This is a genomic window from Gordonia sp. Z-3 (assembly GCF_036233855.1).
GTDB lineage: Bacteria > Actinomycetota > Actinomycetes > Mycobacteriales > Mycobacteriaceae > Gordonia > Gordonia tangerina.
Window position 1 is genome coordinate 149,585 of the sequence record NZ_JAZARS010000004.1, and the last position, 25,481, is coordinate 175,065.

General features: G+C 66.1%; 26 protein-coding genes. 13 read left to right on the forward strand and 13 right to left on the reverse strand.

The window, feature by feature from the left end; translation table 11 throughout:
- Positions 1-31 precede the first annotated feature (31 nt).
- Together VX037_RS05905 and VX037_RS05910 are read right to left on the reverse strand one after the other, a co-directional pair.
- A complete protein-coding gene (locus VX037_RS05905; RefSeq protein WP_235724005.1) occupies positions 32-325 on the reverse strand; it encodes a SelT/SelW/SelH family protein in 294 nt (97 codons plus the stop codon).
- Positions 322-561, reverse strand: coding sequence for a hypothetical protein (locus VX037_RS05910; protein WP_266060410.1), 240 nt, complete (start codon positions 559-561; stop codon positions 322-324). Before VX037_RS05910 ends, VX037_RS05905 begins: the two co-directional genes overlap by 4 nt.
- 17 nt (positions 562-578) lie before the next feature.
- On the opposite strand from VX037_RS05910, the gene VX037_RS05915 reads away from it, so the two are divergent.
- Positions 579-1,469, forward strand: coding sequence for a phosphoribosylaminoimidazolesuccinocarboxamide synthase (locus VX037_RS05915; RefSeq protein ID WP_235724006.1), 891 nt, complete (start codon positions 579-581; stop codon positions 1,467-1,469).
- An 8-nt stretch (positions 1,470-1,477) separates the two neighbouring features.
- Complete coding sequence (locus VX037_RS05920; protein ID WP_266060412.1) at positions 1,478-3,634, forward strand: S9 family peptidase; 2,157 nt, start codon at positions 1,478-1,480, stop codon at positions 3,632-3,634.
- A gap of 222 nt (positions 3,635-3,856) precedes the next feature.
- Here the strand turns inward: VX037_RS05920 and VX037_RS05925 are convergent, their stop codons facing one another.
- Together VX037_RS05925 and VX037_RS05930 are read right to left on the reverse strand one after the other, a co-directional pair.
- Entirely contained in the window at positions 3,857-5,413 is a 1,557-nt protein-coding gene (locus VX037_RS05925) for a DHA2 family efflux MFS transporter permease subunit (protein WP_266060413.1), read from the reverse strand.
- Positions 5,410-5,979, reverse strand: a complete 570-nt coding sequence (locus VX037_RS05930; protein WP_328713543.1) for a MarR family winged helix-turn-helix transcriptional regulator — start codon at positions 5,977-5,979, stop codon at positions 5,410-5,412. Before VX037_RS05930 ends, VX037_RS05925 begins: the two co-directional genes overlap by 4 nt.
- 192 nt (positions 5,980-6,171) lie before the next feature.
- On the opposite strand from VX037_RS05930, the gene VX037_RS05935 reads away from it, so the two are divergent.
- The 5 genes from VX037_RS05935 (at position 6,172) to VX037_RS05955 (ending at position 9,703) form a co-directional block, all read left to right on the forward strand.
- Positions 6,172-6,654, forward strand: a complete 483-nt coding sequence (locus VX037_RS05935; protein ID WP_235724010.1) for a glutathione peroxidase — start codon at positions 6,172-6,174, stop codon at positions 6,652-6,654.
- Between the two features lie 148 nt (positions 6,655-6,802).
- Positions 6,803-7,042 carry a phosphoribosylformylglycinamidine synthase subunit PurS gene (gene purS / locus VX037_RS05940; protein WP_235724011.1) on the forward strand — a complete coding sequence of 80 codons (240 nt, stop codon included), beginning with the start codon at positions 6,803-6,805 and terminating at the stop codon, positions 7,040-7,042.
- Positions 7,043-7,049: 7 nt separating this feature from the next.
- Positions 7,050-7,730 (forward strand): phosphoribosylformylglycinamidine synthase subunit PurQ, encoded by a 681-nt coding sequence (gene purQ / locus VX037_RS05945; RefSeq protein ID WP_328713545.1) that lies wholly within the window; start codon positions 7,050-7,052, stop codon positions 7,728-7,730.
- 4 nt (positions 7,731-7,734) lie between these two features.
- Positions 7,735-8,409, forward strand: coding sequence for a hypothetical protein (locus tag VX037_RS05950; protein WP_328713546.1), 675 nt, complete (start codon positions 7,735-7,737; stop codon positions 8,407-8,409).
- 25 nt (positions 8,410-8,434) lie between these two features.
- Positions 8,435-9,703, forward strand: a complete 1,269-nt coding sequence (locus VX037_RS05955) for a M18 family aminopeptidase (protein ID WP_235724014.1) — start codon at positions 8,435-8,437, stop codon at positions 9,701-9,703.
- A 10-nt stretch (positions 9,704-9,713) separates the two neighbouring features.
- Here VX037_RS05955 and VX037_RS05960 read toward each other — a convergent pair whose 3' ends face one another.
- The 3 genes from VX037_RS05960 to VX037_RS05970 all read right to left on the reverse strand — a co-directional run bounded on the left by VX037_RS05960 (position 9,714) and on the right by VX037_RS05970 (position 13,081).
- Complete coding sequence (locus VX037_RS05960) at positions 9,714-10,553, reverse strand: lytic transglycosylase domain-containing protein (protein ID WP_442903641.1); 840 nt, start codon at positions 10,551-10,553, stop codon at positions 9,714-9,716.
- Positions 10,554-10,779: 226 nt separating this feature from the next.
- The gene (locus VX037_RS05965) at positions 10,780-12,096 is read right to left on the reverse strand and encodes a hypothetical protein (protein ID WP_328713547.1); all 1,317 of its coding nucleotides are present in this window, start codon (positions 12,094-12,096) and stop codon (positions 10,780-10,782) included.
- Positions 12,097-12,109: 13 nt separating this feature from the next.
- Complete coding sequence (locus tag VX037_RS05970; RefSeq protein WP_235724016.1) at positions 12,110-13,081, reverse strand: AraC family transcriptional regulator; 972 nt, start codon at positions 13,079-13,081, stop codon at positions 12,110-12,112.
- Between the two features lie 90 nt (positions 13,082-13,171).
- Between VX037_RS05970 and VX037_RS05975 the strand changes: the two genes are divergently transcribed.
- Entirely contained in the window at positions 13,172-14,029 is an 858-nt protein-coding gene (locus tag VX037_RS05975) for an SDR family oxidoreductase (protein ID WP_328713549.1), read from the forward strand.
- Positions 14,029-14,508 (forward strand): anthrone oxygenase family protein, encoded by a 480-nt coding sequence (locus tag VX037_RS05980; RefSeq protein ID WP_235724018.1) that lies wholly within the window; start codon positions 14,029-14,031, stop codon positions 14,506-14,508. The genes VX037_RS05975 and VX037_RS05980 overlap by 1 nt, the downstream gene beginning before the upstream one ends.
- A gap of 19 nt (positions 14,509-14,527) precedes the next feature.
- Here the strand turns inward: VX037_RS05980 and VX037_RS05985 are convergent, their stop codons facing one another.
- Positions 14,528-15,394, reverse strand: coding sequence for an SDR family oxidoreductase (locus VX037_RS05985; RefSeq protein ID WP_235724019.1), 867 nt, complete (start codon positions 15,392-15,394; stop codon positions 14,528-14,530).
- A gap of 153 nt (positions 15,395-15,547) precedes the next feature.
- Between VX037_RS05985 and VX037_RS05990 the strand changes: the two genes are divergently transcribed.
- A complete protein-coding gene (locus VX037_RS05990; protein ID WP_235724020.1) occupies positions 15,548-15,961 on the forward strand; it encodes a winged helix-turn-helix transcriptional regulator in 414 nt (137 codons plus the stop codon).
- Here VX037_RS05990 and VX037_RS05995 read toward each other — a convergent pair.
- The 3 genes from VX037_RS05995 to VX037_RS06005 form a co-directional block, all read right to left on the reverse strand.
- Complete coding sequence (locus VX037_RS05995; RefSeq protein WP_235724021.1) at positions 15,949-17,289, reverse strand: VOC family protein; 1,341 nt, start codon at positions 17,287-17,289, stop codon at positions 15,949-15,951. The genes VX037_RS05990 and VX037_RS05995 overlap by 13 nt on opposite strands.
- Complete coding sequence (locus tag VX037_RS06000) at positions 17,286-17,837, reverse strand: RNA polymerase sigma factor (protein WP_372475041.1); 552 nt, start codon at positions 17,835-17,837, stop codon at positions 17,286-17,288. The genes VX037_RS05995 and VX037_RS06000 overlap by 4 nt, the downstream gene beginning before the upstream one ends.
- Positions 17,838-17,912: 75 nt before the next feature.
- Entirely contained in the window at positions 17,913-18,770 is an 858-nt protein-coding gene (locus VX037_RS06005; RefSeq protein WP_328713551.1) for an alpha/beta fold hydrolase, read from the reverse strand.
- A 72-nt stretch (positions 18,771-18,842) separates the two neighbouring features.
- On the opposite strand from VX037_RS06005, the gene VX037_RS06010 reads away from it, so the two are divergent.
- The 3 genes from VX037_RS06010 (at position 18,843) to VX037_RS06020 (ending at position 23,061) form a co-directional block, all read left to right on the forward strand.
- Entirely contained in the window at positions 18,843-19,445 is a 603-nt protein-coding gene (locus VX037_RS06010) for a TetR/AcrR family transcriptional regulator (RefSeq protein ID WP_235724023.1), read from the forward strand.
- A gap of 67 nt (positions 19,446-19,512) precedes the next feature.
- Positions 19,513-20,271 (forward strand): VOC family protein, encoded by a 759-nt coding sequence (locus tag VX037_RS06015; RefSeq protein ID WP_235724024.1) that lies wholly within the window; start codon positions 19,513-19,515, stop codon positions 20,269-20,271.
- A gap of 243 nt (positions 20,272-20,514) precedes the next feature.
- Positions 20,515-23,061, forward strand: a complete 2,547-nt coding sequence (locus VX037_RS06020; RefSeq protein ID WP_235724025.1) for an ATP-dependent Clp protease ATP-binding subunit — start codon at positions 20,515-20,517, stop codon at positions 23,059-23,061.
- A gap of 517 nt (positions 23,062-23,578) precedes the next feature.
- Here VX037_RS06020 and VX037_RS06025 read toward each other — a convergent pair.
- A complete protein-coding gene (locus VX037_RS06025) occupies positions 23,579-24,811 on the reverse strand; it encodes an RNA polymerase sigma factor (protein ID WP_328713694.1) in 1,233 nt (410 codons plus the stop codon).
- A complete protein-coding gene (locus VX037_RS06030) occupies positions 24,808-25,233 on the reverse strand; it encodes a YciI family protein (RefSeq protein WP_235726351.1) in 426 nt (141 codons plus the stop codon). Before VX037_RS06030 ends, VX037_RS06025 begins: the two co-directional genes overlap by 4 nt.
- Positions 25,234-25,481 lie beyond the last annotated feature (248 nt).

Below are 25,481 nucleotides of genomic sequence, written 5' to 3' on the forward strand. Positions count from 1 at the left end.
CCTGATGAGGTTCGGAGCTTGCGGAGGACCGTCACGAAGTGCTTTCCGACGCCCGATCCGCGTGCCCGAGGTTCCAGTCCGGCAGTGCGACGTCGCGTACCAGCTTCTTGAGCGTCACCACATCGGGGAAGCCGCCGTCGCGTTTGCGCTCCCACACCTGCTCACCGTCGACGTCGATGTGGAACACACCCCCGGTTCCGGGTACCAGCGTCACCGCCCCGAGGTCGGTGCCGAAGGTATTCAGGAGCTCGCCGGCCATCCACGACGCCCGCAGCAGCCAATTGCACTGCGTGCAGTAGGTAATGGTGATCTGCGGGCCGGTCACGCTGATCCCGCCACGACGGTGGTCTCGTCGGACTGCCGGCTCGGGCCGAATCGTGCGCGCAGACGCCGAGGTCGATGATTCATGCCGACCATGATCGCCAACGTCGCCGGGGAACACAACGCGCCGACGACCGATGCCGGGCCCGATCCGAGAGCTCGCAGGGTCTCCCTGCGGTCGAGATAGAACGACTTTCCACTCTGTGTCCGTGCTGCCGGGGCACGCGGCTTCCCGGGCATGTCCTAGGGTCGAAGCCATGCGTCCTGAACTGCAGTCGTACCGGCACCTGGCATCGGGCAAGGTGCGCGAGATCTACGAGATCGACGCCGACACCCTGTTGCTGGTCGCCTCCGACCGCATCTCCGCCTACGACCACATCCTGCGCCCCGCCATCCCCGACAAAGGGCGCATCCTCACCGCGATGAGCTTTTTCTGGTTCGAGACGCTCGGGGTGCCCAACCACCTCGCCGGCGGGCCCACCGACGAACGGATTCCCGCCGAGGCGCTGGGTCGGTCGATGGTGGTGCGCCGCCTGCCGATGGTGCAGGTGGAGTGCGTCGCCCGTGGCTATCTCACCGGATCGGGCCTGCTCGACTACCGTGCGAGCGGCAGCGTCTGCGGCGTAGCGCTGCCCGCCGGGCTCGATGAGGCGAGTCGGCTTCCCGAGCCGATCTTCACGCCGGCCACCAAGGCAGCTCAGGGCGACCACGACGAGAACATCAGCTTCGAGCGGGTCGTCGAACAAGAAGGTGCCGATCTCGCCGACCGACTGCGGTCGGCCACGCTCGACATCTACCGACGGGGTGCGCAGCTCGCTGCCGAACGTGGAATCATCTTGGCCGACACCAAGTTCGAGTTCGGATCGGGTGCGGACGGGGAGCTCGTGCTCGCCGATGAGGTGCTGACACCGGACTCGTCACGCTACTGGGAGGCGGCCACTTACCAGCCCGGGCAGGTGCAGCCCAGCTTCGACAAACAGATCGTGCGCAACTGGCTCACCGGTCCCGATTCCGGTTGGGACCGGGCTGCCGACACAACACCGCCAGCGCTGCCCGAGGATGTGGTGGCACGCACCCGCGAACGCTATATCGAGGCCTACGAATGGATCTCGCAGAGATCCTTCGCCGACTGGCCGGACCATGATTAGGAGATGATGTGACCACCGACGTGACCGCGCCGGTCGCCAAAAAGGTTCCCAGCGAGCGCACCCACCACGGCGACACGTTCGTCGACGATTACGAGTGGTTGCGCGACAAGGACGATCCCGAGGTCATCGCCTATCTGGAAGGCCAGAACGCGTTCACCGAGTCGCACACGGCCCAGTTGGACGGCCTACGCAAGGACATCTTCGGCGAGATCAAGAGCCGCACGCAGGAGACGGACATGTCGGTCCCGAGTCGCCGTGGCCAGTACTGGTATTACGCCCGCACCGAAGAGGGCAAGCAGTACGCGATCCGATGCCGCTGTCCCATTGTCGATCCCGATGACTGGACACCACCGGAGGTGGCCGCCGACGCCTCGCTGCCCGGCGAGGAGGTCCTGCTCGACGCCAACGTGGAAGCCGACGGACACGACTTCTTCAGTCTCGGCGGGTTGACCGTCAGCGACGATGGGAACTGGCTCGCGTACAGCACCGACATCGTCGGTGACGAGCGATACACCCTGCGATTCAAGGACCTTCGCAGCGGTGAATTACTCGACGATGTTATCCCGAACACTGCGGGTGGCGCCGTGTGGTCGGCCGACGCGAAGCATGTGTTCTATCAGACCGTCGACGATGCCTGGCGGCCAGACACGGTGTGGCGGCACGACATCGGTGCCGACGCCGATGATGTTCGCGTCTTCCACGAGCCGGACGAGCGGTTCTGGGTGGGCATGGGAGCCACCCGCAGCGACAAGTACCTCATGATCGGGGTGGGCTCCAAGATCACCACCGAGGTATATGTGCTCGCTGCCGACGACCCCACCGGCGAGTTCCGAAGTGTCGCTCCGCGAGTCGATGGGGTGGAGTACTCGGTGGAGCATGCGGTGATCGACGGAACCGATCAGTTCATCATCGTGCACAACGAGATTCGGGACGGGGTGAAGGCCGAGAACTTTGCGATCGACATCGCGCCGGTCGACGACCCCACGGATCGGCGCGAACTGATCGCGCACGATCGGGACCGTCGGATCGAAGACCTCGATGCATTCCGCGACTACCTCGTGTTGTCCTACCGTCGAGCGGCACTTCCGAAGTTGGCCATCGCAGACCTTCGCGGCATCGACGGTGTACCCACCCTCGCGGACTTCCATGAGGTCGAGTTCCGTGAAGAGCTGTGCTCGGCCGGGCTGGCAGCGAATCCGGAATGGGTGACGCCGAAACTGCGGATCGGTTACGGGAGTTTCGTCGACCCGACCGAGGTGCTCGACCTGGACGTGGCCACCGGCGAATTGGTTCTGCTCAAACGGCAGCCGGTGCTCGGTGGGTACGACGCCGCCGACTACGTGCAGACGCGGGAATGGGCAACCGCGGGCGACGGCACCCGGATCCCGCTGTCGATCGTGCGGCGCAAGACGGTCGACGCCGATCGCCCGGCGCCACTGCTGCTCTATGGCTACGGCTCCTATGAGACCAGTATCGACCCGTCGTTCTCGGTGTCGCGGCTGTCATTGCTGGACCGCGGGGTGGTCTTCGCTCTGGCCCATGTCCGCGGTGGTGGTGAGATGGGCCGCTACTGGTACGACAACGGCAAGACACTGACCAAGAAGAACACCTTCACCGATTTCGTCGACGCAGCGCGCCATCTCGTCGACACTCAGTGGACGACACCGCAACAGATGGTGGCCGAGGGCGGCTCGGCCGGCGGGCTGTTGATGGGCGCCGTCACCAATCTGGCGCCGGAACTGTTCAACGGCATCCTCGCGTCGGTTCCGTTCGTCGACGCCCTCACCTCGATCCTCGATCCGTCGCTGCCGCTGACGGTCATCGAATGGGACGAGTGGGGAAACCCCCTGCACGATCCGGATGTGTACGCCTATATGCGTTCTTACTCACCATACGAGAACGTCGAGGCGAAGCCATATCCGCCGATCCTCGCGCTCACCTCACTCAACGACACCCGGGTGTTGTTCACCGAGGCGGCGAAATGGGTTGCGCGACTGCAAGAACTGAGCACCTCGGGGAATCCGATCCTGCTCAAGACGGAGATGTCGGCCGGCCACGGCGGTGTCAGCGGGCGGTACAAGCAGTGGGAGGAAGTGGCCTTCGAATTGGCGTGGATCCTGCAGCAGACTGGTGCGGTGAAGCCTTCGGCACCGCTGGTCGAGTAGTCGCGAGGCCTGCCGTCCGCTGGTCGAGTAGTCGTGAGCCGCTAGGCGAGCGGCGTATCGAGACCCCCGCTTCGACGCCGACAGAACCCCGAAAATCACCGAGAGAACCCACCGTCTTGGATGACGGCCCGCGCTGTGTGACGCGGGTGGGTTCTCTCGGTGATTTTCGGGGTTCTGTCGGCCGCCGTGCTGGTGGCGATCAGGACGTGGGTGCCGGCGGTCCTAGTGCATGATGATCGGCGCCGGCTGATCCATGTCCTCTTCGATCAGCGGCGAGGCGATCTTCTTGCGCGGCAGGAACAGCGCCGGGATGAAGGTCAAAGCGATCAGGACCACCGAGACCAGGAAGGTGGACCCGAAGACATCGGCAGCCGACTCGAAGAACGACGGCGGCAGGGCAGTGCCCTGCATCTCCGGTGGCAGGTTCTGCGGCGCGGTGTTCGACGTGATCGCGATACCGGCTTGCATGCTGCCGGCCAGCCCGCTGGCCAGGACCACCGAGATCACCGCGGAACCGATCGACGACGAGCTCTGCTGCACCACGTTCATCAGCGTGGAGCCATCGGGGACCTGGGCGTTGTTCAGCGTCGCCAACGCGGCGGACATGATCGGCATCATCGTCATACCCATGCCGAGACCCTGCACGAACAGTGCACCGCACAGCAGCAGGTACGAGGTCTCTGCGCCGAGGAAGACGAACACGCTCATGCCCGCCGTCAACAGCACGATGCCGGTCAGGACGAACTTTCCGGGCCCGATCTTGTCGGTCATGCGGCCTGCGATCGGCATTGTGATCATCGCGCCCAAGCCCTGCGGCGCCAGCAACAAGCCGGCGGTCAGGGTCGATTCACCGCGCACGCCGATGAAGTACTGCGGGAACAGCAGTGCGGCGCCGAAGAAGGCGATCATGAACAGGGTCATCGTGATGACCGCGATCGACAGGGTGCGGTTGCGGAACAGTCGCAGATCCAACAGCGGCTTGTCGGTGTGCAGTGCGTGCCAGATGAAGCCGGCGATCAGAACGGCGCCGATGATGGCGGGGATCAACACGCCAGCGGTCATGAATGTGCGATGTTCGGCGCTCGACGACACACCGAAAAGGAACAGTGCCAGACCGGGCGAGAGCAGCAGCAGGCCAACGACGTCGATCTTCGGCCGGGACGTCTCTTCGTCATCGCGCAGCACGAACCACGAATAGATCAGCGCCGCGATGCCGATCGGCACGTTGATCAGGAACACCCAGTGCCAGCTGGCCTTCTCGATGAGCAGGCCACCGAGGATCGGGCCGCCGATGGGTCCGAGCAGCATCGGAATACCCAGGACGGCCATCACCGAGCCGACCCGCTCCGGACCGGCGGCCTTGGTCAGGATCATCATGCCGATGGGCATCAGCATGCCGCCGCCGAGGCCCTGGATGACGCGGAACGCCACGAGTGAGCCGATGTTCCAGGCCAGCGCGCACAGCACCGAGCCGAGGATGAACAGCACGAGTGAGGTGAGATACACCTTCTTGGTGCCGAATCGGGATGCCGCCCAACTGGACAGCGGGATCACCGCGGCGAGCGCCAGGGTGTAGCCGGTGGCGGTCCACGCCGCACCTGCGGCGTCGGTGTTGAACTCCTGCTGGAAGGTGTTCTGCGCGACCGCCACCACGGTGACGTCGAGAATCGACATGATGGCGCCGAGCACCACCACACCGGCAACCATCAAGACATGCCGGTCCAGTTTGGTGTCCGGTGGGCCCGCATGTGCGTGCGCCGGAGTCGAAGAGGAGGTCATGAGGTGACTTTCTGTGTGTTGTCCTGGAACGGGCGGGCAGTAGCGTCGGGCATCTCCTCGCCGTGAAGTCCGGCAAAGTAGTCGACGTCGTTGTCGACGATGGCGGCCATGGCGGCCCCGAGGTCGACCTGCAGCGGTTCGGGAAGTCCGGCCACGAAGGTGCGGAGGAGTTCCCGGTGGATGTTTACGTGGGAGGTGATCACGTCACTGCCCTCTGCGGTGAGGGATACGCGCTTGACGCGGCGGTCCGTCGCATCCTCGCGACGGTGCACGAGCCCGGCACCGACGAGTTTGTCGACGGTGCGGCCCGCCGCCGCCAGAGAAAGGTTGATGTGGTCGGCGATCTCGTTCAACGACATCGATTCGGCGCCGTCGCCGTGCGCTCCGAGCGCGAACATCACGCGCATTTGCGAGAACGTCAGATCGGCCGCGGCCAGCGAGTCCATCGTCTGCGCTTTGGCAACGCACGCCAGTCGATCGAGGAACTCGGTCAATTTGCCGGTGGTGGCGGCGACAGATCCCGAGGTAGCTGAAGGGTCGTCGACAGGCGGGGTGTTCGAGAGCACTGATAAAAGCTAACGCCTACGCAACTATTTCTCCAACGCAATCAATGGTGAGATCCACCATAAGCTCTCGCGCCGAGTGACCGGGCTCACCGGACGTGTTCGCGATCGCTTGGTCAACGGTCCTCTGCCACTCGTCGTCGAAACGACGAGTGGCACCCGGGTCTTCGTCGCGAGGGACTACCGTCGGGTGCCATGAGCAATGTCAAGGACATCCCCGTCAAGGCGCTCGACGGCAGCGCACTGAACCTCGCCGATTTCGCCGGCCCGTTGCTGGTGGTCAACGTCGCCAGCAAGTGTGGCCTGACGCCGCAGTACACCGGACTGGAAGAGATCGCCAAGACCTATGGCGAGCGCGGTCTGACCGTCCTCGGGATGCCGTGCAACCAGTTCATGGGCCAGGAGCCCGGCAGCGCCGAGGAGATCGCCACTTTCTGCTCGACCACCTACGGCGTCACGTTCCCGCTGCTGGAGAAGGCAGATGTGAAGGGCGACGATCAACACCCGCTGTACTCGGCCCTGACCCAGACCGCCGATGCCGACGGGGAGGCAGGCGACGTGCAGTGGAACTTCGAGAAATTCCTGGTGAACGCCGACGGCACCGTGGTCAACCGCTTCCGTCCGCGCACCGAGCCGACCGACCCGGCCGTGGTGTCGGCCATCGAAGCCGTCCTCTAGCCCACCCGTCCCATCCCCGCCCGAGTGGACGCCCTGTCGCGTCCACTCGGCTGGTGGAGTCACGAGTCATGGCGCCCGCTCGACGGGGGGCGACCAACCGGTAAGCTGAGCGCGGAACTGCGCACCTGTGAGAACGGAGCAACTGCCCATGGCGCGAGTGGTGGTCGATGTGATGCCGAAGGCTGAGATCCTTGATCCGCAGGGCCAGGCCATCGTGGGGGCCCTGGGCCGCTTGGGATTCTCTGGAATCGCCGACGTCCGACAGGGCAAGCGCTTCGAGATCGAGGTCGACGAGAACGTCGACGATGTGACCCTCGAGCGCATCGCCGAGGAGCTCCTCACCAACACGGTGATCGAGAACTTCAACGTCTCACGGGTCGCGGAGTAAATCGACGATGACAGCTCGTATCGGGGTCATCACCTTCCCGGGAACGCTCGACGACGTCGACGCGGTCCGCGCTGCCCGACTGGCCGGCGCCGAGCCGGTGGAGCTGTGGCACGGCGACGCTGACCTGAAGTCGGTCGATGCGGTGATCGTGCCCGGCGGTTTCTCCTACGGTGACTACCTGCGCGCCGGTGCCATCGCCCGATTCGCCCCGGTGATGGGTTCGGTTGTCGACGCCGCCGCCAAGGGCATGCCGGTTCTGGGTATCTGCAACGGCTTCCAGGTGCTGTGCGAGGCAGGGCTGCTGCCCGGAGCGCTGACCCGCAACGAGGGTCTGCACTTCATCTGCCGCGACGAGTGGCTCAAGGTGCAGTCCAACACCACCGCATGGACCACCCGTTTCGAACTCGGCGCCGACATCCTCATCCCGCTGAAATCCGGCGAGGGCCGCTACGTGGCACCACAGGACAAGCTCGAGGAACTCGAGGGCGAAGGCCGGATCGTGTTCACCTACTCCGGCGGCAACCCGAACGGCTCGTCACTGGACATCGCGGGCATCTCCAGCGCCGACGGTCGCATCGTCGGGCTGATGCCGCACCCCGAACACGCCACCGAGCCGCTGACCGGGCCCAGTGACGACGGTCTGGGTCTGTTCTACTCCGTAGTAGATTCGGTACTGGCCGCGGCTTGATCCGATGACATCGGTGATCATGGTGGCGATCGGCGCCGCCATGCTGGTGGTGGCGGCCTTCGCATTTCGTCTGACGTCGCGGGTGGGCGCAGTGGCGATCCTGCTGGGGGCGATCAGCCTCGGCCTGGCCTACGACAACATCGCCGTCGCGGTCGGCCGGTTGGTTGGCTACGGCGACACCCTGTCGGCGATCAACCTGCCGCGCTTCTGGATTCACGCGATCGCGGTGCCCCTCCTGATCGTCGCCGCCGGCAACCTCGTCGGTCGCCTCGGTGTGGAGCAGGCACGCACCCGCAACGTCACCCTCGGTGGATGGGCGCTGGTCGTCATGCTGATGGTGATCGGGTTCGTCGAGGACGTGGTGCGCCTCGATCTCGAACCAGAGGACGCCGGTGACGCCCTGCGGTATGTCAACGCCGGTTTCGACGGACCGCCACTACCGGCCATCATCACCGTGCTCGCAATTCTGGTCCTCGGCGTGATGGCGTTCCGCTACGCCGGATTCCCATGGCTGTTCGTCGGTGCGCTGGTCATGCTGATCGCCGCACCGATCGGCAGCATGCTGCTGTGGGTCGGCAACCTCGGCGAACTCGTGCTGATGCTGTCCATGCTGGTGACCATGGCGGCCGTCGGGGGTCTACCCGTCCCGACCACGCGGCCGATTCCGCGACCGAGATGACACCGAAGAGATCGGAGGCCCTGTTGTGACCACCTTGACCACCACCGCGACGGCTGCGGGACTCGGCGAATTCATCGACGCCTCGCCGTCGCCGTTCCATGTCTGCGCAACCGTCGCCGCGCAACTGGAGTCGGCCGGCTACACCCGCCTCGCCGAGGATGACCAGTGGGCTGCGCTCGCCGGACGTCATTACGTCATCCGGGGTGGGTCGATCATCGCCTGGGATGCGGGAGACGGCAACACCTTCCGTATCGTCGGCGGCCACACCGACAGCCCGAACCTGCGGGTCAAGCAGAAACCCGGACGCACGTCCGCGGGGATCGGCATGGTGGCGCTGGAGCCCTACGGCGGAGCATGGCTCAACTCATGGCTCGACCGCGACCTCGGAATATCGGGGCGGCTGGCTTACCGAGCCGGCGACCGCGTGGACCACGTGCTTGTGCACGTCACCGAACCGGTGATCCGGGTGCCGCAACTGGCGATCCACCTGTCAGAGGACCGCAAGGGTGTCACCCTGGACCCGCAGCGCCATCTCGACGGCATCTGGTCGTTGGACAGCGACGCACCCGACGTGCTCGAGTGGACCGCCGGCTACGCCGGGATCGACCCCGCCACCGTGCTCGGCTGGGAACTGATGACCCACGATGTGGCGCCCAGCCGGCTGATCGGCGCTGACGACGAGTTGCTGAGCGCGCCGCGGCTGGACAACCAGGGCACCTGTTACGCCGGTCTGCGAGCGCTGCTCGACGGCGCGCCCACGATCCCGACGCGGGTGTTGGCGCTGTTCGACCACGAGGAGGTCGGCAGCGGCTCGGAACGCGGTGCCGCCTCGGATTTCCTGGCGACGATCATCGAACGAATCGTGTTGGCCCGTGGAGGATCTCGAGCGGACTATCTGCAGGCTATGGCCGGCAGTGTGTGCGTCTCCGGTGACATGGCGCACGCCACCCACCCCAACTACCCGGAGCGGCATGAACCGGCACACCGGATCGCGGTCAACGGCGGCCCGGTGCTGAAGGTCAATCAGAATTTGCGCTATGCGTCGGATGCGTTGGGGGAGGCGATCTTCGCCGTCGCGTGCGAAGCCGCCGGAGTGCCGATGCAGCGGTACACGCATCGCGCCGACCTGCCCTGTGGCTCAACGATCGGTCCGATCACCGCAGCCCGAACAGGCTTGACGACCATCGACGTCGGCGCTCCGCAGCTGGCCATGCACAGCGCGCGCGAACTGATGGGCGCCGGTGACGTGCCGATGTATTCGGCTGCGCTGCAGGCCTTTCTGGGCGAGCCCTGACCGCCTGGGATCAATAGGTGCGAGCGTAACCGAGTACGTCGTCGACGTAGTCCATCGAATTGTTGTAGCGCAGGATCGCGCTCACCTGAGCACGTGGATTGCGCAGGTCGCCGTGATCGTCGCACAGGTAGGTCGCGGTTGTCAGCGCCGCGTCGAAGACGTTCTGCGGGTCGGCCTTCCCGTCGCCGTTCCCGTCCGCCGCGTAATGTTCCCAGGTCGACGGGAGGAACTGCATCGGGCCCACCGCCCGGTCGTAGCGGGTGTCGCCGTCGAGCTCGCCACCGTCGGTGTCGGCGATCACCTCGTTGCCTGCCAGGGTGCCGTTGAGGATCGGTCCGTAGATCGGCGCCCGGAGATCTCCGGTGGACGGGTCGACGTCCCCGTTGTTCGCGTGATGGGATTCCACCCGACCGATCCCCGCGATCATCGGCCACTCGATGCCGCAGCTAGGGTCTGTCCGCGCTATCGACTGTGCAGCATCACGATAGGCATCATAGTTGGCCACCGGGACCGCTCCACTGACGACACTGGCGGGCTCGGGTGGCGGCGGTGGGGGTGCCGGTGGTGGCGGTGGGGGTGGTGCAGCAGGCGACGTGGCGGCCTCCGGGGGCAGCGGATTGGGTGCCGGTGTCGCCACCGAGTCAACCGTCGAGGCCAGCGGTGCTGCGGACTGCCCGGCACCCGCGGTGGTGGTGGCCGCCGCAGCCAGGACGCCCAGAGGGACGACGGTGGCGGCCAGCCATGGCGGGCGGGGCCGGCGTGATCGGTGCGACCGGCTGCGCGAGGGTGCTGACGTCGGACCAGGGATTCCGGCGAACGGCAACGAACGCGGAGCGGAGTGCTTTCCCAAACGGATCAACCTCGCGGACAACGATTTCGGACAATACGGGCCGGCACACAAGCCCGGTTGGCCATGGCCGCGCCCGACCGTACCCGAAACCCGCGCCGTGGTGGGAGCGCGGCGCTGCCGAGTCTGAGAGCTTCCTGACCGCTTGCTGATCGTCGGCGACGGTACGCAGGTCGAGCGCGTCACACTGTAATTGTGATGCCTGCCACACCGATCGGTGATCGGTAGGTCAGTTGGGTCGCAGCACCGACAGGCTCGAACCCTGATGGAGCACGAGGTATCCGTCGACGACATCGGCGGCGCCCACGATCGACCTGGTCCACGCGATCTCGCCGGTCTCGGCGTCGACCGCGGTGAGCTGATCCGCATTGGCGAAGACGAGATTTGTTCCGGCGGAGCCGATGCAGTTCAGATTGTCGATGTTCTCACCGGGCGTCTCGAAGCTCGGGGGCGCCATGGCGCCGATCCGGTCACCGTCGGCGAGGCCGTAGAAGATCCGTGACCGGTCCTTCAGCGCGAAGGCCACTTCGGTTCCGCAGGGTTTGGTGTTGGCCTTCGACAGTTCGGGATCAGTGATCTGCCATAGTGCATCCGCTTGTGCGGGATCGCGAATCTCGTAGCGTCCCTGCGCCATCTGCACCTGGCTGTCGCCGGTGCCGGTGAGCACCGGAAGGACCGACGGCCCGCCGACGACGCGCAGTCCGTCGGACACCGACGTCGCCGGAGTGCGTAGGTCGTCGCCGTCCACGGCGTAGGTCTCCACTCGCTGTTCTGCGGTTGCGTCGTACTGGACGGTGATCCCGGTCGGGTAGCTGGTGATGGTGCATTGCGCGCAGGACAGTCGGTCGGCGCCGGTGGCCGGGTCGAGGATGTACCGGCCGCTGTCCGCGGTCGCCACGACCAGCATTCCATCGGGACGAACCTCTGCGGATGCGGCCGCAGCGAATGTGCGCGACCAGATCTCGCGTCCGTCGGGGGTGCGGAGGGTCACGTGATAGCCCGCCTGATCGATCCGCAGAAAATCGGTGCCCACGCCGACGATCTGTTTGGTGTCGTCGAGCGTGGTGGGGGTGGCGAGGTTGCCGCGCTCGTCGACGAGATAGAAACCGTCTCCGACGTCGCCGCCGAGTTTGATCGCACAGCCGACCTGCCCGAACCCGTTGAAAGCGCAGTCGCCGAGGCCTGCGACGATCGGCTGATCCCAGACGGCGGTGCCGGATGACCGGTGCACCAGCAGGAATGCGCGTCCGATTCCCGAGGGATAGCTGATCAGCCAGTGATCCTGCCAGGTGTCGACGACCTCGACGCGCCGCCCGGCGCCGTAGCCCGGCAGGGTGTCGTCCGACAGCGTCCAGGCGACATCGGGTTCACGGTCGTAGCTGCGGAGTTGCCCGGCAGAATGGTCCAGCTGCGGATCGGCCGGCGTGCCGATGGCGAGTACTGCGGCGAACACCGCCACCATCGCGGCGACGAGGATCATCGTGACCGTGCCCATGCCGAAGGGTGGGCGCCGTGCGGGACCGGACAGCGGGGAGCGGGCGGGCATGGCCATCAGTGAATCACGTGGCGCGTGCCGAGAGTTCTGCAGCGTCGCGCGATGGCGCAGAACGAAACGCTGCCGGACTCATCCCGCGGTGCCGTTTGAAGGCGGCGCTGAATGCGAACGGAGTTCCGTATCCCACCCGGCGGGCCACGGCGCGCAGCGACAGCGCGGGATCGGCCAGCAGGTCGGCAGCCACCGACATCCGCCATGCGGTCAGATACGCCATCGGCGGCTCGCCGACCAGCTCGGTGAACCGCCGAGCCAACACCGCGCGTGACACGCCGGTGGCGGCCGCCAGCGAGCTCACCGTCCACGATTCCTCGATACCGTTGTGTAACAGCCGGAGTGCGTTGCCCACCACCGGATCGGAATGGGCCCGATACCACTGCGTCGCACGCATTCGGCCGGATTCCATCGATTGGCGCAACCCGGTGATGAGCAGCAGGTCCAGCAGTCGATTCAGGACGGCTTCCTGAGCCGGCGAATCACGCACGATCTCGTCCTCCAGCAACCCCACCAGGGGGTGGTCTCCCATGGGGACCAAGGTGCACCGGTCCAGTGCGTCGAGTAGTCGTTGACTGACCTCGCCGGTCGCGTAGGTGCCGATCAACATGATCGCGTCGGCGGACGTGTCGTCGTCGCAGTTGCCCCACGACCGCACGCCGAAGCACATGTCCTCGGCCACGCTGTGGGTGCCGGTCGGGTCGAAGCAGTCGCCGTGTGTGTCGATCCGGGCCACCCAGTCGGTGCCCGCCTGATCTCCCACCGCGTATGGGTGTGTGCCACGCACCAGGGCGACGTCGCCGGGCACCACGCGGTGTGTGGTCCCATCGTCGTAGGTGAGGACGGCGGTGCCGCGGGTGACGGTGACCACGGTGAGCGGTGCGGTGTCCTCGATCCGGATCGACCACGGCGATCGCATCACCACCCGCAGCATCATCGGACTCCGGGCCCGCGGCCCGTTGAGCAGGCTTCCCAGTGCGTCCACGGGCTCGGTGCTACGCCGCCGAGACGAGTGCGTATGGAATCGAGCGAAATGGCCATGGATCGTCTCGCCCGAGCCGGGTGGACTGAGGACATGACAACTCAGCAGGCATCTTCGACAACAACCAACTCCGTCCTGGTGATCGGCGCGACCGGCAAAGTCGGGCGGCGCGTCGCCGACCTGCTCGATACCCGTGGCGTCGACGTCCGGCGCGCCAGCCGGTCGAGTGCGACCCGGTTCGACTGGACCGACCGCACCACCTGGGCCCCGGCGCTCGACGGTGCGGGTCCTGTCTACATCTCGTACCAGCCAGACCTGATCGTCTCCGGCGCTGTCGACGACGTCGCCGAACTCGTACGGCGCGCGAAGTCCGCTGGGGTCACGCGACTGGTGTTGCTCGCCGGGCGCGGCGAGCCCGAGGCCGAGGCGGCCGGTCGCGTCGTGCATGCCGCCGCCATCGATTCCACGGTGCTGTCGTGTGCCTGGTTCGACCAGAACTTCTCCGAGGGCGGTTTCGCGCCCGAGATCGCCATGGGTTCGCTCACCCTCCCGGTGGGTGCGGTCGGCGAACCGTTCATCCACACCGACGACATCGCCGAGGTTGCGGTCGCCGCGCTGCTCGACCGGGCCGCGGGTGTGAACCCGCACGCCGGACAGACCTACGATCTCACCGGGCCCCGTCTGCTCACTTTCGCCGAGGCTGCGGCAGAGATCGGCCGGGCGCGCGGAGTCGACATCCTCGCCACCGAGGTCACCCTCGACGGCTATCGGCAGATGTTGTCGCAGTACGGTCTTTCCTCCGCCGATATCGGCGTTCTGATGACGTTGTTCGGCACCCTGTTCGACGGTCGTAACAGTCGCATCGGCAACGATGTCGAGCACGTGCTGGGCAGACCGGCCCGTGATTTCGCCGATTTCGTGAATTCCGAGATGATGCAACAAGTCTCGTGATGAGCGCACTCCGCGACGTGCTTGTCGTCCTCACCGTGGTGACCTCGGCGCTGACCGCCGGGCTGTTGTCGGCCTTTGCCTACGCCATCATGCCCGGACTGCAGCGGACCGCCGCACCGGCGGCTGTGGCCGCGATGCAGCGGATCAATGTGGCGATCGTGAACCCGCTGTTCGCGCTGATCTTTCTGGGCCCGTTGGTGTTCGGCGGCCTGGCGGTGCTGCTGTGTTGGGGTGACCCGCTGCGCTGGTATCTGGTCGTGGGTCTTGCCCTGGCCTCGATGTCCGTCGCGATCACCCTGGGATTCAATGTGCCGTTGAACAATCGCCTCGACGCGGTGGGCCGCGTGGAGGCGGATGCGGCGACGGCGCCGTGGGCGGACTTCGTCGGACCCTGGGTGCGCTGGAATGTGATCCGTGCGGTGGCGTCGACGGCGGGTGTCGCGGTCATCGTCGTGGGACTCGTGCGGGCGGCATCCTGAGCCGTGACGCCACCGAGGGTCAGATCGTGGAGGCGAGCCCGCCGCGGATGACCTCTGTGAACGACACGGCAGGACGTCCGAGTAGGTCGATCAGGTCGGTCGAGTCGGAGTCGAGCGCACCGGAACCCACTCCCGCATCGGAATCGGCCAACACCGTGGCGAAGGGCGCGGGGATTCCGGCATCGACCAACCCTGCGGCATAGTCGGCCTCCGGGAGGTTCTGGTAACGCACTTCCCGCCCGCCGACCTCGGCAAAGGTTGCCGCGATGTCGGCATACGACAGATGCTGCGGACCGACGAGTTCGAAGATCTCGCCCGGGCCGGCGGAGAGCAGTGCCGACGCGGCGGCGTCGGCGTAATCCGAGCGAGCCGCCGGAGCGACGCGGCCGTCGCCGGCACTTCCGTAGAACACCCCGCCCTCGATCGCGGTCGGCGCGGACGACAGGTAGTTCTCCGAATACCATCCGTTGCGGAGCAGCACGAACCCGATTCCGCTGTCGACCAGGATCTTCTCGGTGGCGACGTGTTCGGTGGCCAGTGCCAGGGGAGAGCTGTCGGCGCGAAGGATGCTGGTGTACGCGATCAGGTCGACGCCGACGGCCACCGCGGCCTCGATCACATTGGTGTGTTGCGCGACGCGCTGTCCGACCTCGGAGCCGGAGACCATGAGCAGCTTGTCGACTCCCGCGAGGGCCGTGTCGAGTGCGGCGCGGTCGGTGTAGTCGGCCACCCGGACATTCACGCCCGCATCACTGAGTTCGGAGGCCTTGGCGGCGTCGCGTGCCACCGCAACGATGTCACCGGGTTCGACTCCCCGACTGATCAGGGCGCGAACGGCTGAGCCGCCGAGTCCGCCGGTCGCTCCGGTCACTGCGTATGTGGTCATGACTTCTCCTCTGTGTCGGTGTGCGTCTGTGGTGGCTACGGGTCGCGCCCATCGCCGGGCGACCACCGCTATCCATCGATGGTGCACTTACTATTTGTATAGTGCAAGCGTGATGGTAAGCACAGTGTGCACGGTTTGGGTAGGATGAAGGCCATGTCCGCAGCGCACCCCGCCCCGCATCCAGGGCGTGACGAGGCCGATCAGGCGTTTGTGGCCGACGTCTTCGCGAGGAACTGTCAGTCGCGAGACATCTTGCAGAACGTGACCAGTCGCTGGGGTCTGCTCGCGCTGGTCGCTTTGGGGGAGAGTGACATGCGGTTCAATGCGTTGCGGCGCCGGGTCGACGGTGTCAGTGAACGGATGCTGTCGGTGACCCTGCAGGCCCTCGAGCGGGATGGATTCGTGAATCGATCAGTGCTGCAAGCGATCCCGCCTCGGGTGGAGTACTCGCTCACCGATCTCGGAGCGGCCGTGGCCGCCCGATTGACCGGATTGATCGAGTTCGTCGAAGCACATGTCGACGACGTCGACCGGTCGCGGGCGGCCTACGACGGTCAGAAGAGCTGACCCAGATAGAATTCGGCGCCCTGATCGTCGGAGCAGTAGGCCATGATCCCGTAGGCCTGCGCGTCCGGGTCGGTGATGACCCGTCCACCCGCGGCGCGAACCCGGCCGACCGCGGCGTCCATGTCGGGCACATTCCACATCGGAACGGCCCGCTGATCGTCGGCGCCACCGGCGATCCCGATCTGGGGATGCACGTCGTCGACCTCCCAGCCGTCGTCGATCCGACCGGCGCGGAACTCCCAGCCGAGCACGGCGCCATAAAAAGCGCGGTAGCGGGCGCTTGACGGCGTCTGGACGGTCAGATACGACATCTCGCCGACTCCACGTGGGTGCTGATCCGTCCGCGTCGTCCCGGGTGCAGGGACGTGCACAGAGAATGCGACGCCCTGATCGTCGACGGCGTCGAGAACGTGCGCGCCGTCGCGGCCCACCTCGGTGACGTCGTCGGCGGCGCTACCGCCCGCGGCCCGGATCGCAGCTCGTGCGGTGTCGAAATCGTCGACCGCGTACACGCAGAACAATGTGTTCGAGCCGTATCCGCCGGCATCCGAGATACCCAGGCGGTGGCCGAGATTGGTGACCTGTCGGCTTTGCGGGTCGTAGTCCCATCCCAGTACCGCGCCATAGAACGCGGCCGCGCGTGCGGCATCCGGGGTCTGCAATGACATGTAGACGATGTCGCCGGTGCGGATGCGGTCGGCGGCCTCCGCGCCCATCTCCGACGGCCCGGTGAGCATCCACCGATGCCCGAACGGATCGATGATCGTCCCGGTGCGATGTCCGTACCCTTCGTAGGGTTCGCGCGTCACCGCAGCCCCGCCGCGTTCGGCGGCGGCGACGGCGGCGTCCGCATCGTCGACGGCCAGCATCAGGCTGACCGACACGTGGCCGGGCTGCGGTGCACGCAGGCCCATGTCCCCGAATTCGTCGGCGAGATAGATGGCGCCCCCGCCGATCTCGAGTTCGGCGTGGCCGAGTCGCCCGTCGTCCATGATGATCGGCTCACCGCGCAGGCGTGCGCCGAGATGTTCGACGTACCAGTCGAGGGCGGCCCGCCCGTCGGGCACCGTGAGGTAGGGCAGCGCGCCCGGACGTTCGACGGCGGGTTCGTCGTCGTGGGTGGTCGCTGCGTTCAGTTCGGTGGCGGTACTCATGAGAACTCCTTGGGGTAGGGTCGCGCCGCGTTCGAGTCGGTCCCGCAGTCGCCGGGTGAACTCGGCGTCGGGTGCGACCGGGTCGGTCCAGCCCGGGGCATCGGCGGCCCGCAGGGCGACGAACGGGTCAGGCGGTGTGCTGCCGCCGTGTTCGGTGCGGTTGTACTCGCTCATGCGTGACCTCCTCTCCGCGAGCCGGTGGATCCGGATCGGGTGTCGGTATCCGGATAGGCCGCGCGGAAGGCCCGCTTGGCCCGGGTGAGCAACGCTTCGGTGGCCCCGACGGTCCGGTCGAGTAGTGCCGCACAGTCGCCGACCGGGAGGTCATCGACGTAGCGCAGAGTCAGCACCGCGCGATGGGTCGGGGACAGGGTGGCCAGGGTGTGGTGGGCGACCATCCGGTCCAGGTGGGCGTCCCACTCGTCGTCGCCGGTGTCGGGCACCTCCTCGACCGGGTCGGGTGTGCGTTGCATCCGCCGCCAGTGGTCGGCCAGCTTGTGCCGGGCCACCCCGATCAGCCACGGCGTCGTCGGCCGCGCTGTGTCGTCGCGTCGGACGGCGTCCATCGCGGCCAGGAACGTCTCGGAGGTGAGGTCCTCGGCGACCCGCTGATCCGTGCACCGGCGCAGCAGGTAGCCGTACACCGCCGGCAGCGCATCGTCGTACACCGCCAGCAGTGCGGGCGCCCCACCTCCGGGAGAGCCCTCGTGTTCGCTGCTCACACCTTCATCGTCGTCCGTGGGAGGCGAAACCCGACGCCCGATCGGGGAAATTTCTTCGTGGCGACGGCTGAGGCGTCAGCGATCCGACCGAGCCGATGCCGCCACCACGCCGTCCGCGACGGCCTGAGGTTGATCGAGCGAGACGAAGGTGCGTGCGTGCGGCACCTCGATGAACTGCGCGTCGCCGAAGACGTCCGCGAAGCGGCGGCCGTGCTCGGGAGTGAAGCACCGATCGCCGGTACCCCACACCATGGCCACCGGCACCTGGACTCGCGACATCCGTGGCGTGACCGCTGCGAGGTCGGCCGGATCGATCTCGTGCAGGAATGCGATGAGGTCGTCGCGGATGCGCGCGTCGGTGCGCAGCGGTTCGAACACTGACCGGGTCAGGTCAGGGTCGGGATCGGTGACGAGCAGACCGACGCCGAGCGACGAATGCCGCAGCGCCCGCCACCGCATCGTCTCGATCAGCGGCGTGAGGAGCAGTCGCTGTCTCAGCAGCGCAAACACCAGCTGAAACGGTTGGGGCGGAAAGAGATCGAATGCATCGCAGTTCGTGAACACCAGGGCCCGGACGAAGTGTGGGTCTGCGTCGAGCGCGTACTGGGTGATCGCACCGCCGGTGTCGTTGGCAACCAGCGTGGCGTCGGCCAGGCCGAGTCGGTCGACGAACTCGCGCAGCAGTCGCGCCGCACCGCGTGGACTCCGGTCCGCAGACGGGCCCCACGGGATGTGATGCGACCCGAGCGGCATCGTCGGCGCATAGCTGCGGTATCCCCGCGCCGCCAGGATCTCGGCCACCGGCTGCCACAGCCGATGGTCGACGGCGACGCCGTGCATGAACACGATCGGCGGGTGCGCACTCTTGTCAGGGCCGTAGGACGCGTACTCCACGGTGCCGGAGGGAAGTGTGATCGTCGAGGTCGTGGTCATGATGGCGGCGCCTCTCGCATAGGCTGATATCTCACTTACGAACACTCGGTATGAAAGTTACGTGCAGACTGTATGAAAGTCAATCGTCGTACGCAGGCGGAACGAACAGCAGCGACCCGTTCGGCATTGATCGCCGCGGGGCGAAGCCTGTTCGGTGAACACGGCTATGCCGCCGTCGGCACCCAGGCCATCGTGGTGGCGGCGGGCGTGACCCGCGGCGCCCTCTATCACCAGTTCGACGACAAAAAGGGTCTGTTCACCGCGGTCTACGACCAGGTCGAACAGGACATCACCACGGAAGTGGCCGAGCGCGTCGGGGATCTTGCCGTCACTGATCCGTTGGCTGCACTGAAGGCCGGGGTGCGGGTCTTCCTGGAACGGGTGACCGACCCGGCGGTGCACATGATCTCGCTGGTGGATGCGCCGTCGGTGCTCGGGTGGAGCGAGTGGCGGGCCCGCGGCGAGGAGTTCGGCTTCGCGCTGATCGAGGGCATATTGCAGGCCGCCATCGCGGTCGGGCAGATCGACGACCAGCCGGTGCGTCCGATCGCGCACGTCGCCATCGGCGCGCTCGACGAATCCGCGCTGTACGTGGCCGCCGCCGATGACAAGGGCACCGCTGCCGCCGAGGTCCTCGTCGTGCTCGATCGGGTCATCGACTCGTTCCGACGCTGAGCTGTATCGCAGCCCAGACGATGCCGATACCGATGACTTCGGCGCGCGGGGCCGGTCAGTATGGAACATGGCCACCGCGACGATTTCCTCCATGCTCCTGTCCAGCGACGACCCGAAGCGCCTCGCGCGCTGGTATGCCACCGTTTTCGAAGCCGAGATCCAGACCGACCCGGATGCGCCGGGCTACGAGATCATGGAACTCGACGGCTTCTACATCATGTTCGACCAGCGCGACGACGTGTCGGGGCGCGCCACCGGCGGTGCACGCCTGATCCTCAACGTCGAAGTCGATGACCCGGTCGCCACAGCCGCTCGGATCGACGACCTGGGGGCGGACTGGATCAGCCCCCTCGCGGACAAAGGAAGAGGCACCTATTTCGGCACCGTCACCGATCCCGACGGCAACTGGCTGCAGATCGTCCGGATCTCCGACGAACTCGAAGCGCAGATGAGCACACCGACGTCGGCGTACAGCAGCTTCGCCGTCATCGACCTCGATGCCGCGTCGACGTTCTATCGCGATGTCCTCGGTATGCGGGTTCTCCACCTGGAGGTGGGGGTGTTGGGTGTGCGCATCAACCGCACCACCACGGTGTTGGTCTACCCGAAACCCGACCACCGGCCGGCCGAGTTCACCGTCCTCAACATCCCCGTACAGAACCTCGAGGAAGCGGTCGACGATCTCGTCGCCCGAGGCGTCGAATTCCTCAGATACGAGCAATTCGATCACGACGAGCGGGGGATCGCGCGGGGCGGCGAGCAGGGACCCGACCTCGCCTGGTTCACCGATCCGTCCGGAAACGTGCTCGCCCTGCAGCAGAAATGACCACGTCAACGAGCCGTTCGCTCTCGGCGTACTGAGGCCGGAACACAGCGCCGACGTGCGCGGTTGTACAAGCAGAACCCCCGCCATGACCATTTCGTGAATGATCTGCGACCGGCGTTAACTGTAGCTGCACCTGAAGCGACCACTAGAGTGGAAGCAGGCTGGTCGTCACCTATGACACCGCTGCAGTCGACGCCGCTGTGGTCACCGACGGCCGGGGCGCTAGCAACGTGAGGGAGAACAATGTTCGAACGGTTCACCGACCGCGCTCGACGAGTCGTCGTGCTCGCCCAAGAAGAAGCGCGGATGCTCAACCACAACTACATCGGCACCGAGCACATCCTGCTGGGTCTCATCCACGAGGGCGAGGGCGTGGCCGCCAAGGCACTCGAGTCACTCGGGATCTCCTTGGAGGGTGTCCGCAGCCAGGTCGAGGAGATCATCGGCCAGGGCCAGCAGGCGCCGTCGGGACACATCCCGTTCACGCCGCGCGCCAAGAAGGTCCTGGAGCTGTCGCTGCGCGAGGCGCTGCAGCTCGGACACAACTACATCGGTACCGAGCACATCCTGCTCGGCCTCATCCGTGAGGGCGAGGGCGTGGCCGCTCAGGTGCTGGTCAAGCTGGGTGCCGACCTCAATCGGGTCCGCCAGCAGGTCATCCAGTTGCTGTCCGGCTACCAGGGCAAGGAGCCGCAGGAGGCCGGCACCGGCGGACGCAGCAGCGAGTCCGGCACCCCGTCGACCTCGCTGGTGCTCGACCAGTTCGGCCGTAACCTGACCGCGGCCGCCGCCGAGGCCAAGCTCGACCCGGTCATCGGGCGCGAGAAGGAGATCGAGCGGGTCATGCAGGTGCTGAGCCGCCGCACCAAGAACAACCCGGTGCTCATCGGCGAGCCCGGCGTCGGCAAGACCGCCGTCGTCGAGGGCCTCGCCCAGGCCATCGTCAACGGCCAGGTGCCCGAGACGCTCAAGGACAAGCAGCTCTACACCCTCGACCTCGGTTCGCTGGTCGCGGGCAGCCGCTACCGCGGTGACTTCGAGGAACGCCTCAAGAAGGTGCTCAAGGAGATCAACACCCGCGGCGACATCATCTTGTTCATCGACGAGCTGCACACGCTGGTCGGGGCCGGTGCCGCCGAGGGCGCGATCGACGCCGCCAGCATCTTGAAGCCGAAGCTGGCCCGCGGTGAGTTGCAGACCATCGGTGCCACCACCCTCGACGAGTACCGCAAGTACATCGAGAAGGACGCCGCCTTGGAGCGCCGGTTCCAGCCGGTGCAGGTTGGCGAACCGTCCGTCGAGCACACCATCGAGATCCTCAAGGGTCTGCGCGATCGCTACGAGAGCCACCACCGGGTGTCCATCACCGATGGTGCACTCGCCGCGGCTGCGACGCTGGCCGACCGCTACATCAACGACCGGTTCCTGCCCGACAAGGCGATCGACCTCATCGACGAGGCCGGTGCCCGCATGCGTATCCGCCGGATGACCGCTCCGCCAGACCTGCGCGAGTTCGACGATCGCATCGCCGAGGCGCGCAAGGAGAAGGAGTCCGCGATCGACGCGCAGGACTTCGAAAAGGCCGCGAATCTCCGCGACAAGGAGAAGCAGCTCGTCGGCGAGCGTGCCGAGCGGGAAAAGCAGTGGCGCAGCGGCGATATGGACGTCGTGGCCGAGGTCGACGACGAGCAGATCGCCGAGGTCCTCGGCAACTGGACCGGCATCCCGGTGTTCAAGCTCACCGAGGAGGAGACCACCCGTCTGCTCCGCATGGAGGAGGAGCTGCACAAGCGGATCATCGGCCAGGAGGACGCGGTCAAGGCCGTTTCCAAGGCGATCCGTCGTACCCGTGCCGGCCTGAAGGACCCGAAGCGCCCGTCCGGGTCATTCATCTTCGCCGGCCCGTCCGGTGTCGGTAAGACCGAGCTTTCCAAGGCTTTGGCGAACTTCCTGTTCGGCGAGGACGACGCGCTCATCCAGATCGACATGGGCGAGTTCCACGACCGGTTCACCGCGTCGCGGCTGTTCGGTGCTCCTCCCGGCTATGTCGGGTACGAAGAGGGCGGCCAGCTCACCGAGAAGGTGCGTCGCAAGCCGTTCTCGGTGGTGCTGTTCGACGAGATCGAGAAGGCCCATCAGGAGATCTACAACACCTTGTTGCAGGTCCTCGAGGACGGCCGTCTGACCGACGGTCAGGGACGCACGGTCGACTTCAAGAACACGGTGCTGATCTTTACCTCGAACCTCGGTACGTCCGACATCTCCAAGGCCGTCGGACTGGGCTTCACCAGCGGAGACGACTCGCAGTCGAACTACGAGCGGATGAAGCTCAAGGTCAACGACGAGCTCAAGAAGCACTTCCGGCCGGAGTTCCTCAACCGTATCGACGACGTCATCGTGTTCCACCAGCTGACGCAGCAGGAGATCATCGAGATGGTCGATCTCATGATCACCCGCGTCGAGCAGCAGCTGAAGAACAAGGACATGGCCATCGAGCTGACCGACAAGGCCAAGGGGCTGCTCGCCAAGCGTGGCTTCGACCCCGTGCTCGGTGCCCGTCCGCTGCGACGCACCATCCAGCGTGAGATCGAGGATCAGCTCTCGGAGAAGATCCTGTTCAACGAGCTGACTGCGGGTCAGATCGTGCTGGTCGACGTCGAAGGCTGGGACGGCGAGGACGACGGCGAAGACGCCCGGTTCGTCTTCAGCGGCTCGGAGAAGCCCCGAGAGCTGCCCGACGCCCCTGCCGAGCTGACCAATGCCGGCGAGGGCAAGGGCGAAGCGAGCTAAGCCCGAGGCAGATACCCCACAACGACGACACCACCTTGCTTCCGAAGCAAGGTGGTGTCGTCGTTTCGGGGTGTTTAGTCGCTGTTTCCGGTGGTCGAGTGGTCGCTGTTTCCGGTGGTCGTGGTCGCCGTTTCCGGTGGTCGTGGTCGCTGTTCCCGGTGGTCGTGGTCGCTGTTACCGGTTGGTCGAGTGGTCGTGGTTCCCGGTGGTCGAGTGGTCGTTGTTCCCGGTGGTCGAGTAGTCGCGAGCCGCTAGGCGAGCGGCGTATCGAGACCACGTGAGCCGCAAGCGATCTCGATACGCCCTCGCCTAGCGGCTCGGCCTACTCGATCAGCGTATGGACCTGCGGCTCGGCCTACTCGATCAGCGGCTCGGCTTACTCGATCAGCGTATGGACCTGCGGCTCGGCCTACACGATCAGCGGATTGCGCTGCAGGCCTACTAATGGGAGCTACTGGGTCTGGTCGTGAGTTTTGGGTCAGACTTGGTGTGGTGGCTGCTGCTGGGTGAGCACCCGTCACAACGCCGCGATCTTGTCCTCCAGCACCCGACGTTGAGCGCCGTTGATGGCCAGCTCGCGGGCCCGGCACAGTTCGGCTCGCGCCTCCTCGGTCCGGCCCAACTGCGCGAGCAACTCACCGCGCACGCTCAACAACAGATGAGATCCGGCCAGTTTCGCCACGTCGACCTCCGCGTCGAGCACCGTGAGCGCGTCGTGCGCGCTGGCCGCCATCGACACCGCGACCACCTTGTTCAAGGTGACCACCGGATTGCCGGTGAGCTGTTCGAGTGCCTCGTACAGGATCACGATCTGTGGCCAGTCGGTGTCCTCTACCGTCGTGGCGCGGGAGTGGCAGGCCGCGATTGCCGCCTGCAACGAGTACGGTCCGCGACCCCGACCGAGGGTGTCGACGCGGTCGAGCGCCGCGAGCCCCCGGGAGATCTGACCACGATCCCACCGGTGACGATCCTGCTCGGCGAGCAGGACTGGACGGCCATCGGCATCGAGCCGCGCAGCGAACCGTGACGACTGCAGTTCCATCAACGCGACGAGACCGTGCACCTCCGGTTCCCGCGGCACCAGTGCGGCGAGCACCCGGCCCAACCGCAGGGCTTCCGCCGCCAGATCCTGCCGCATCCAGCTATCGCCGACTGTGGCGGCGTATCCCTCGGTGAAGATGAGGTAGATGACCGCGAGCACGCCGTTGAGGCGTTGCGGCCATTGCGCCGGCTCGGGCACCTCGTAGGGCACGCGGGCCGCCGACAACGTCTTCTTGGCGCGCACGATCCGCTGCTGAATCGTCGGGACTGAAGTGAGGAACAGTCGGGCGAGTTCCTCTGAGCTCAGGCCGCCGACCACCCGCAGCGTGAGCGCCACCTGCGCCTCCCGCTTCAGGACGGGGTGACATGCGACGAACACCAGCTTCAGCACGTCGTCGCGGACGGGTACCCACTCGTCGTCGTCGACTTCGGAGAGGTCGCGGGCGATCATCTGATAGCGCTCGTCGAGCCGTTCCTGCCGGCGCCATCCGTCGATGGCCCGTCGCTTGGCCACCGAGGTCAGCCAGGCTCCGGCGTTCCGCGGAACGCCGGTGCCCGGCCATTTCTCGAGTGCTTCGGCGATCGCCTCCTGAGCGAGATCCTCGGCGAGGCCGACGTCGCCGACAACACGGGCCAGTGTCGCCACCACACGACTGCCCTCGATGCGCCACACCGCATCGATCGTGCGTCGGATCTCGGGATCGGTCATGCGGTGCCGAGCTGTTCGCGCCACCCCTTCTCCCTTTGGACGTACTCGTTGTCGGAGTACTCCTCGAAGTCGGTTTCATCGCTGACGCGTCGCACCTCGAGTTTCACGCCTGGGCCGAGTGGGGCCTTCTTCGCCCACTGCGCGGCCTCCTCCTTGCTGGAGACCTGCAGAATCCAGAAGCCGTTGAACAGTTCGTGGATCTCGCCGTAGGGGCCATCGGTGACCAGTGGGTCCTCGTCGGCGGAAAAGCTCACCACGAAACCCTCCGACGCATCGGTGAGTCCCTCGCCCGCCAGCAGCACGCCGGCGTTGATCATCTCCTCGTTGTAGCGACCCATGGCGTTGATGATCTCGGTGAAGTCGACATCGGCTGCTGCGGCTTCGGCTTCGGCGGTGGAACGCATGATCAGCATGTACTTCATGGTCTTGCCTTTCTCTGGTGAACATCTCTGAGGAATCAGGGCTCGTTCGGTGCCCCTCACCATTACGTCGAACGAGACGAGCGCAGATCGACACTGCGCCCAGAATAGTTTTCGTCAGGGCAATTCCGGTGGTCGAGTAGGCGCGAGCCGCTCGCTTCACCCGGTGGTCGAGTAGTCGCGAGCCGCTAGGCGAGCGGCGTATCGAGACCACGTGAGCCGCAAGCGATCTCGATACGCCCTCGCCTAGC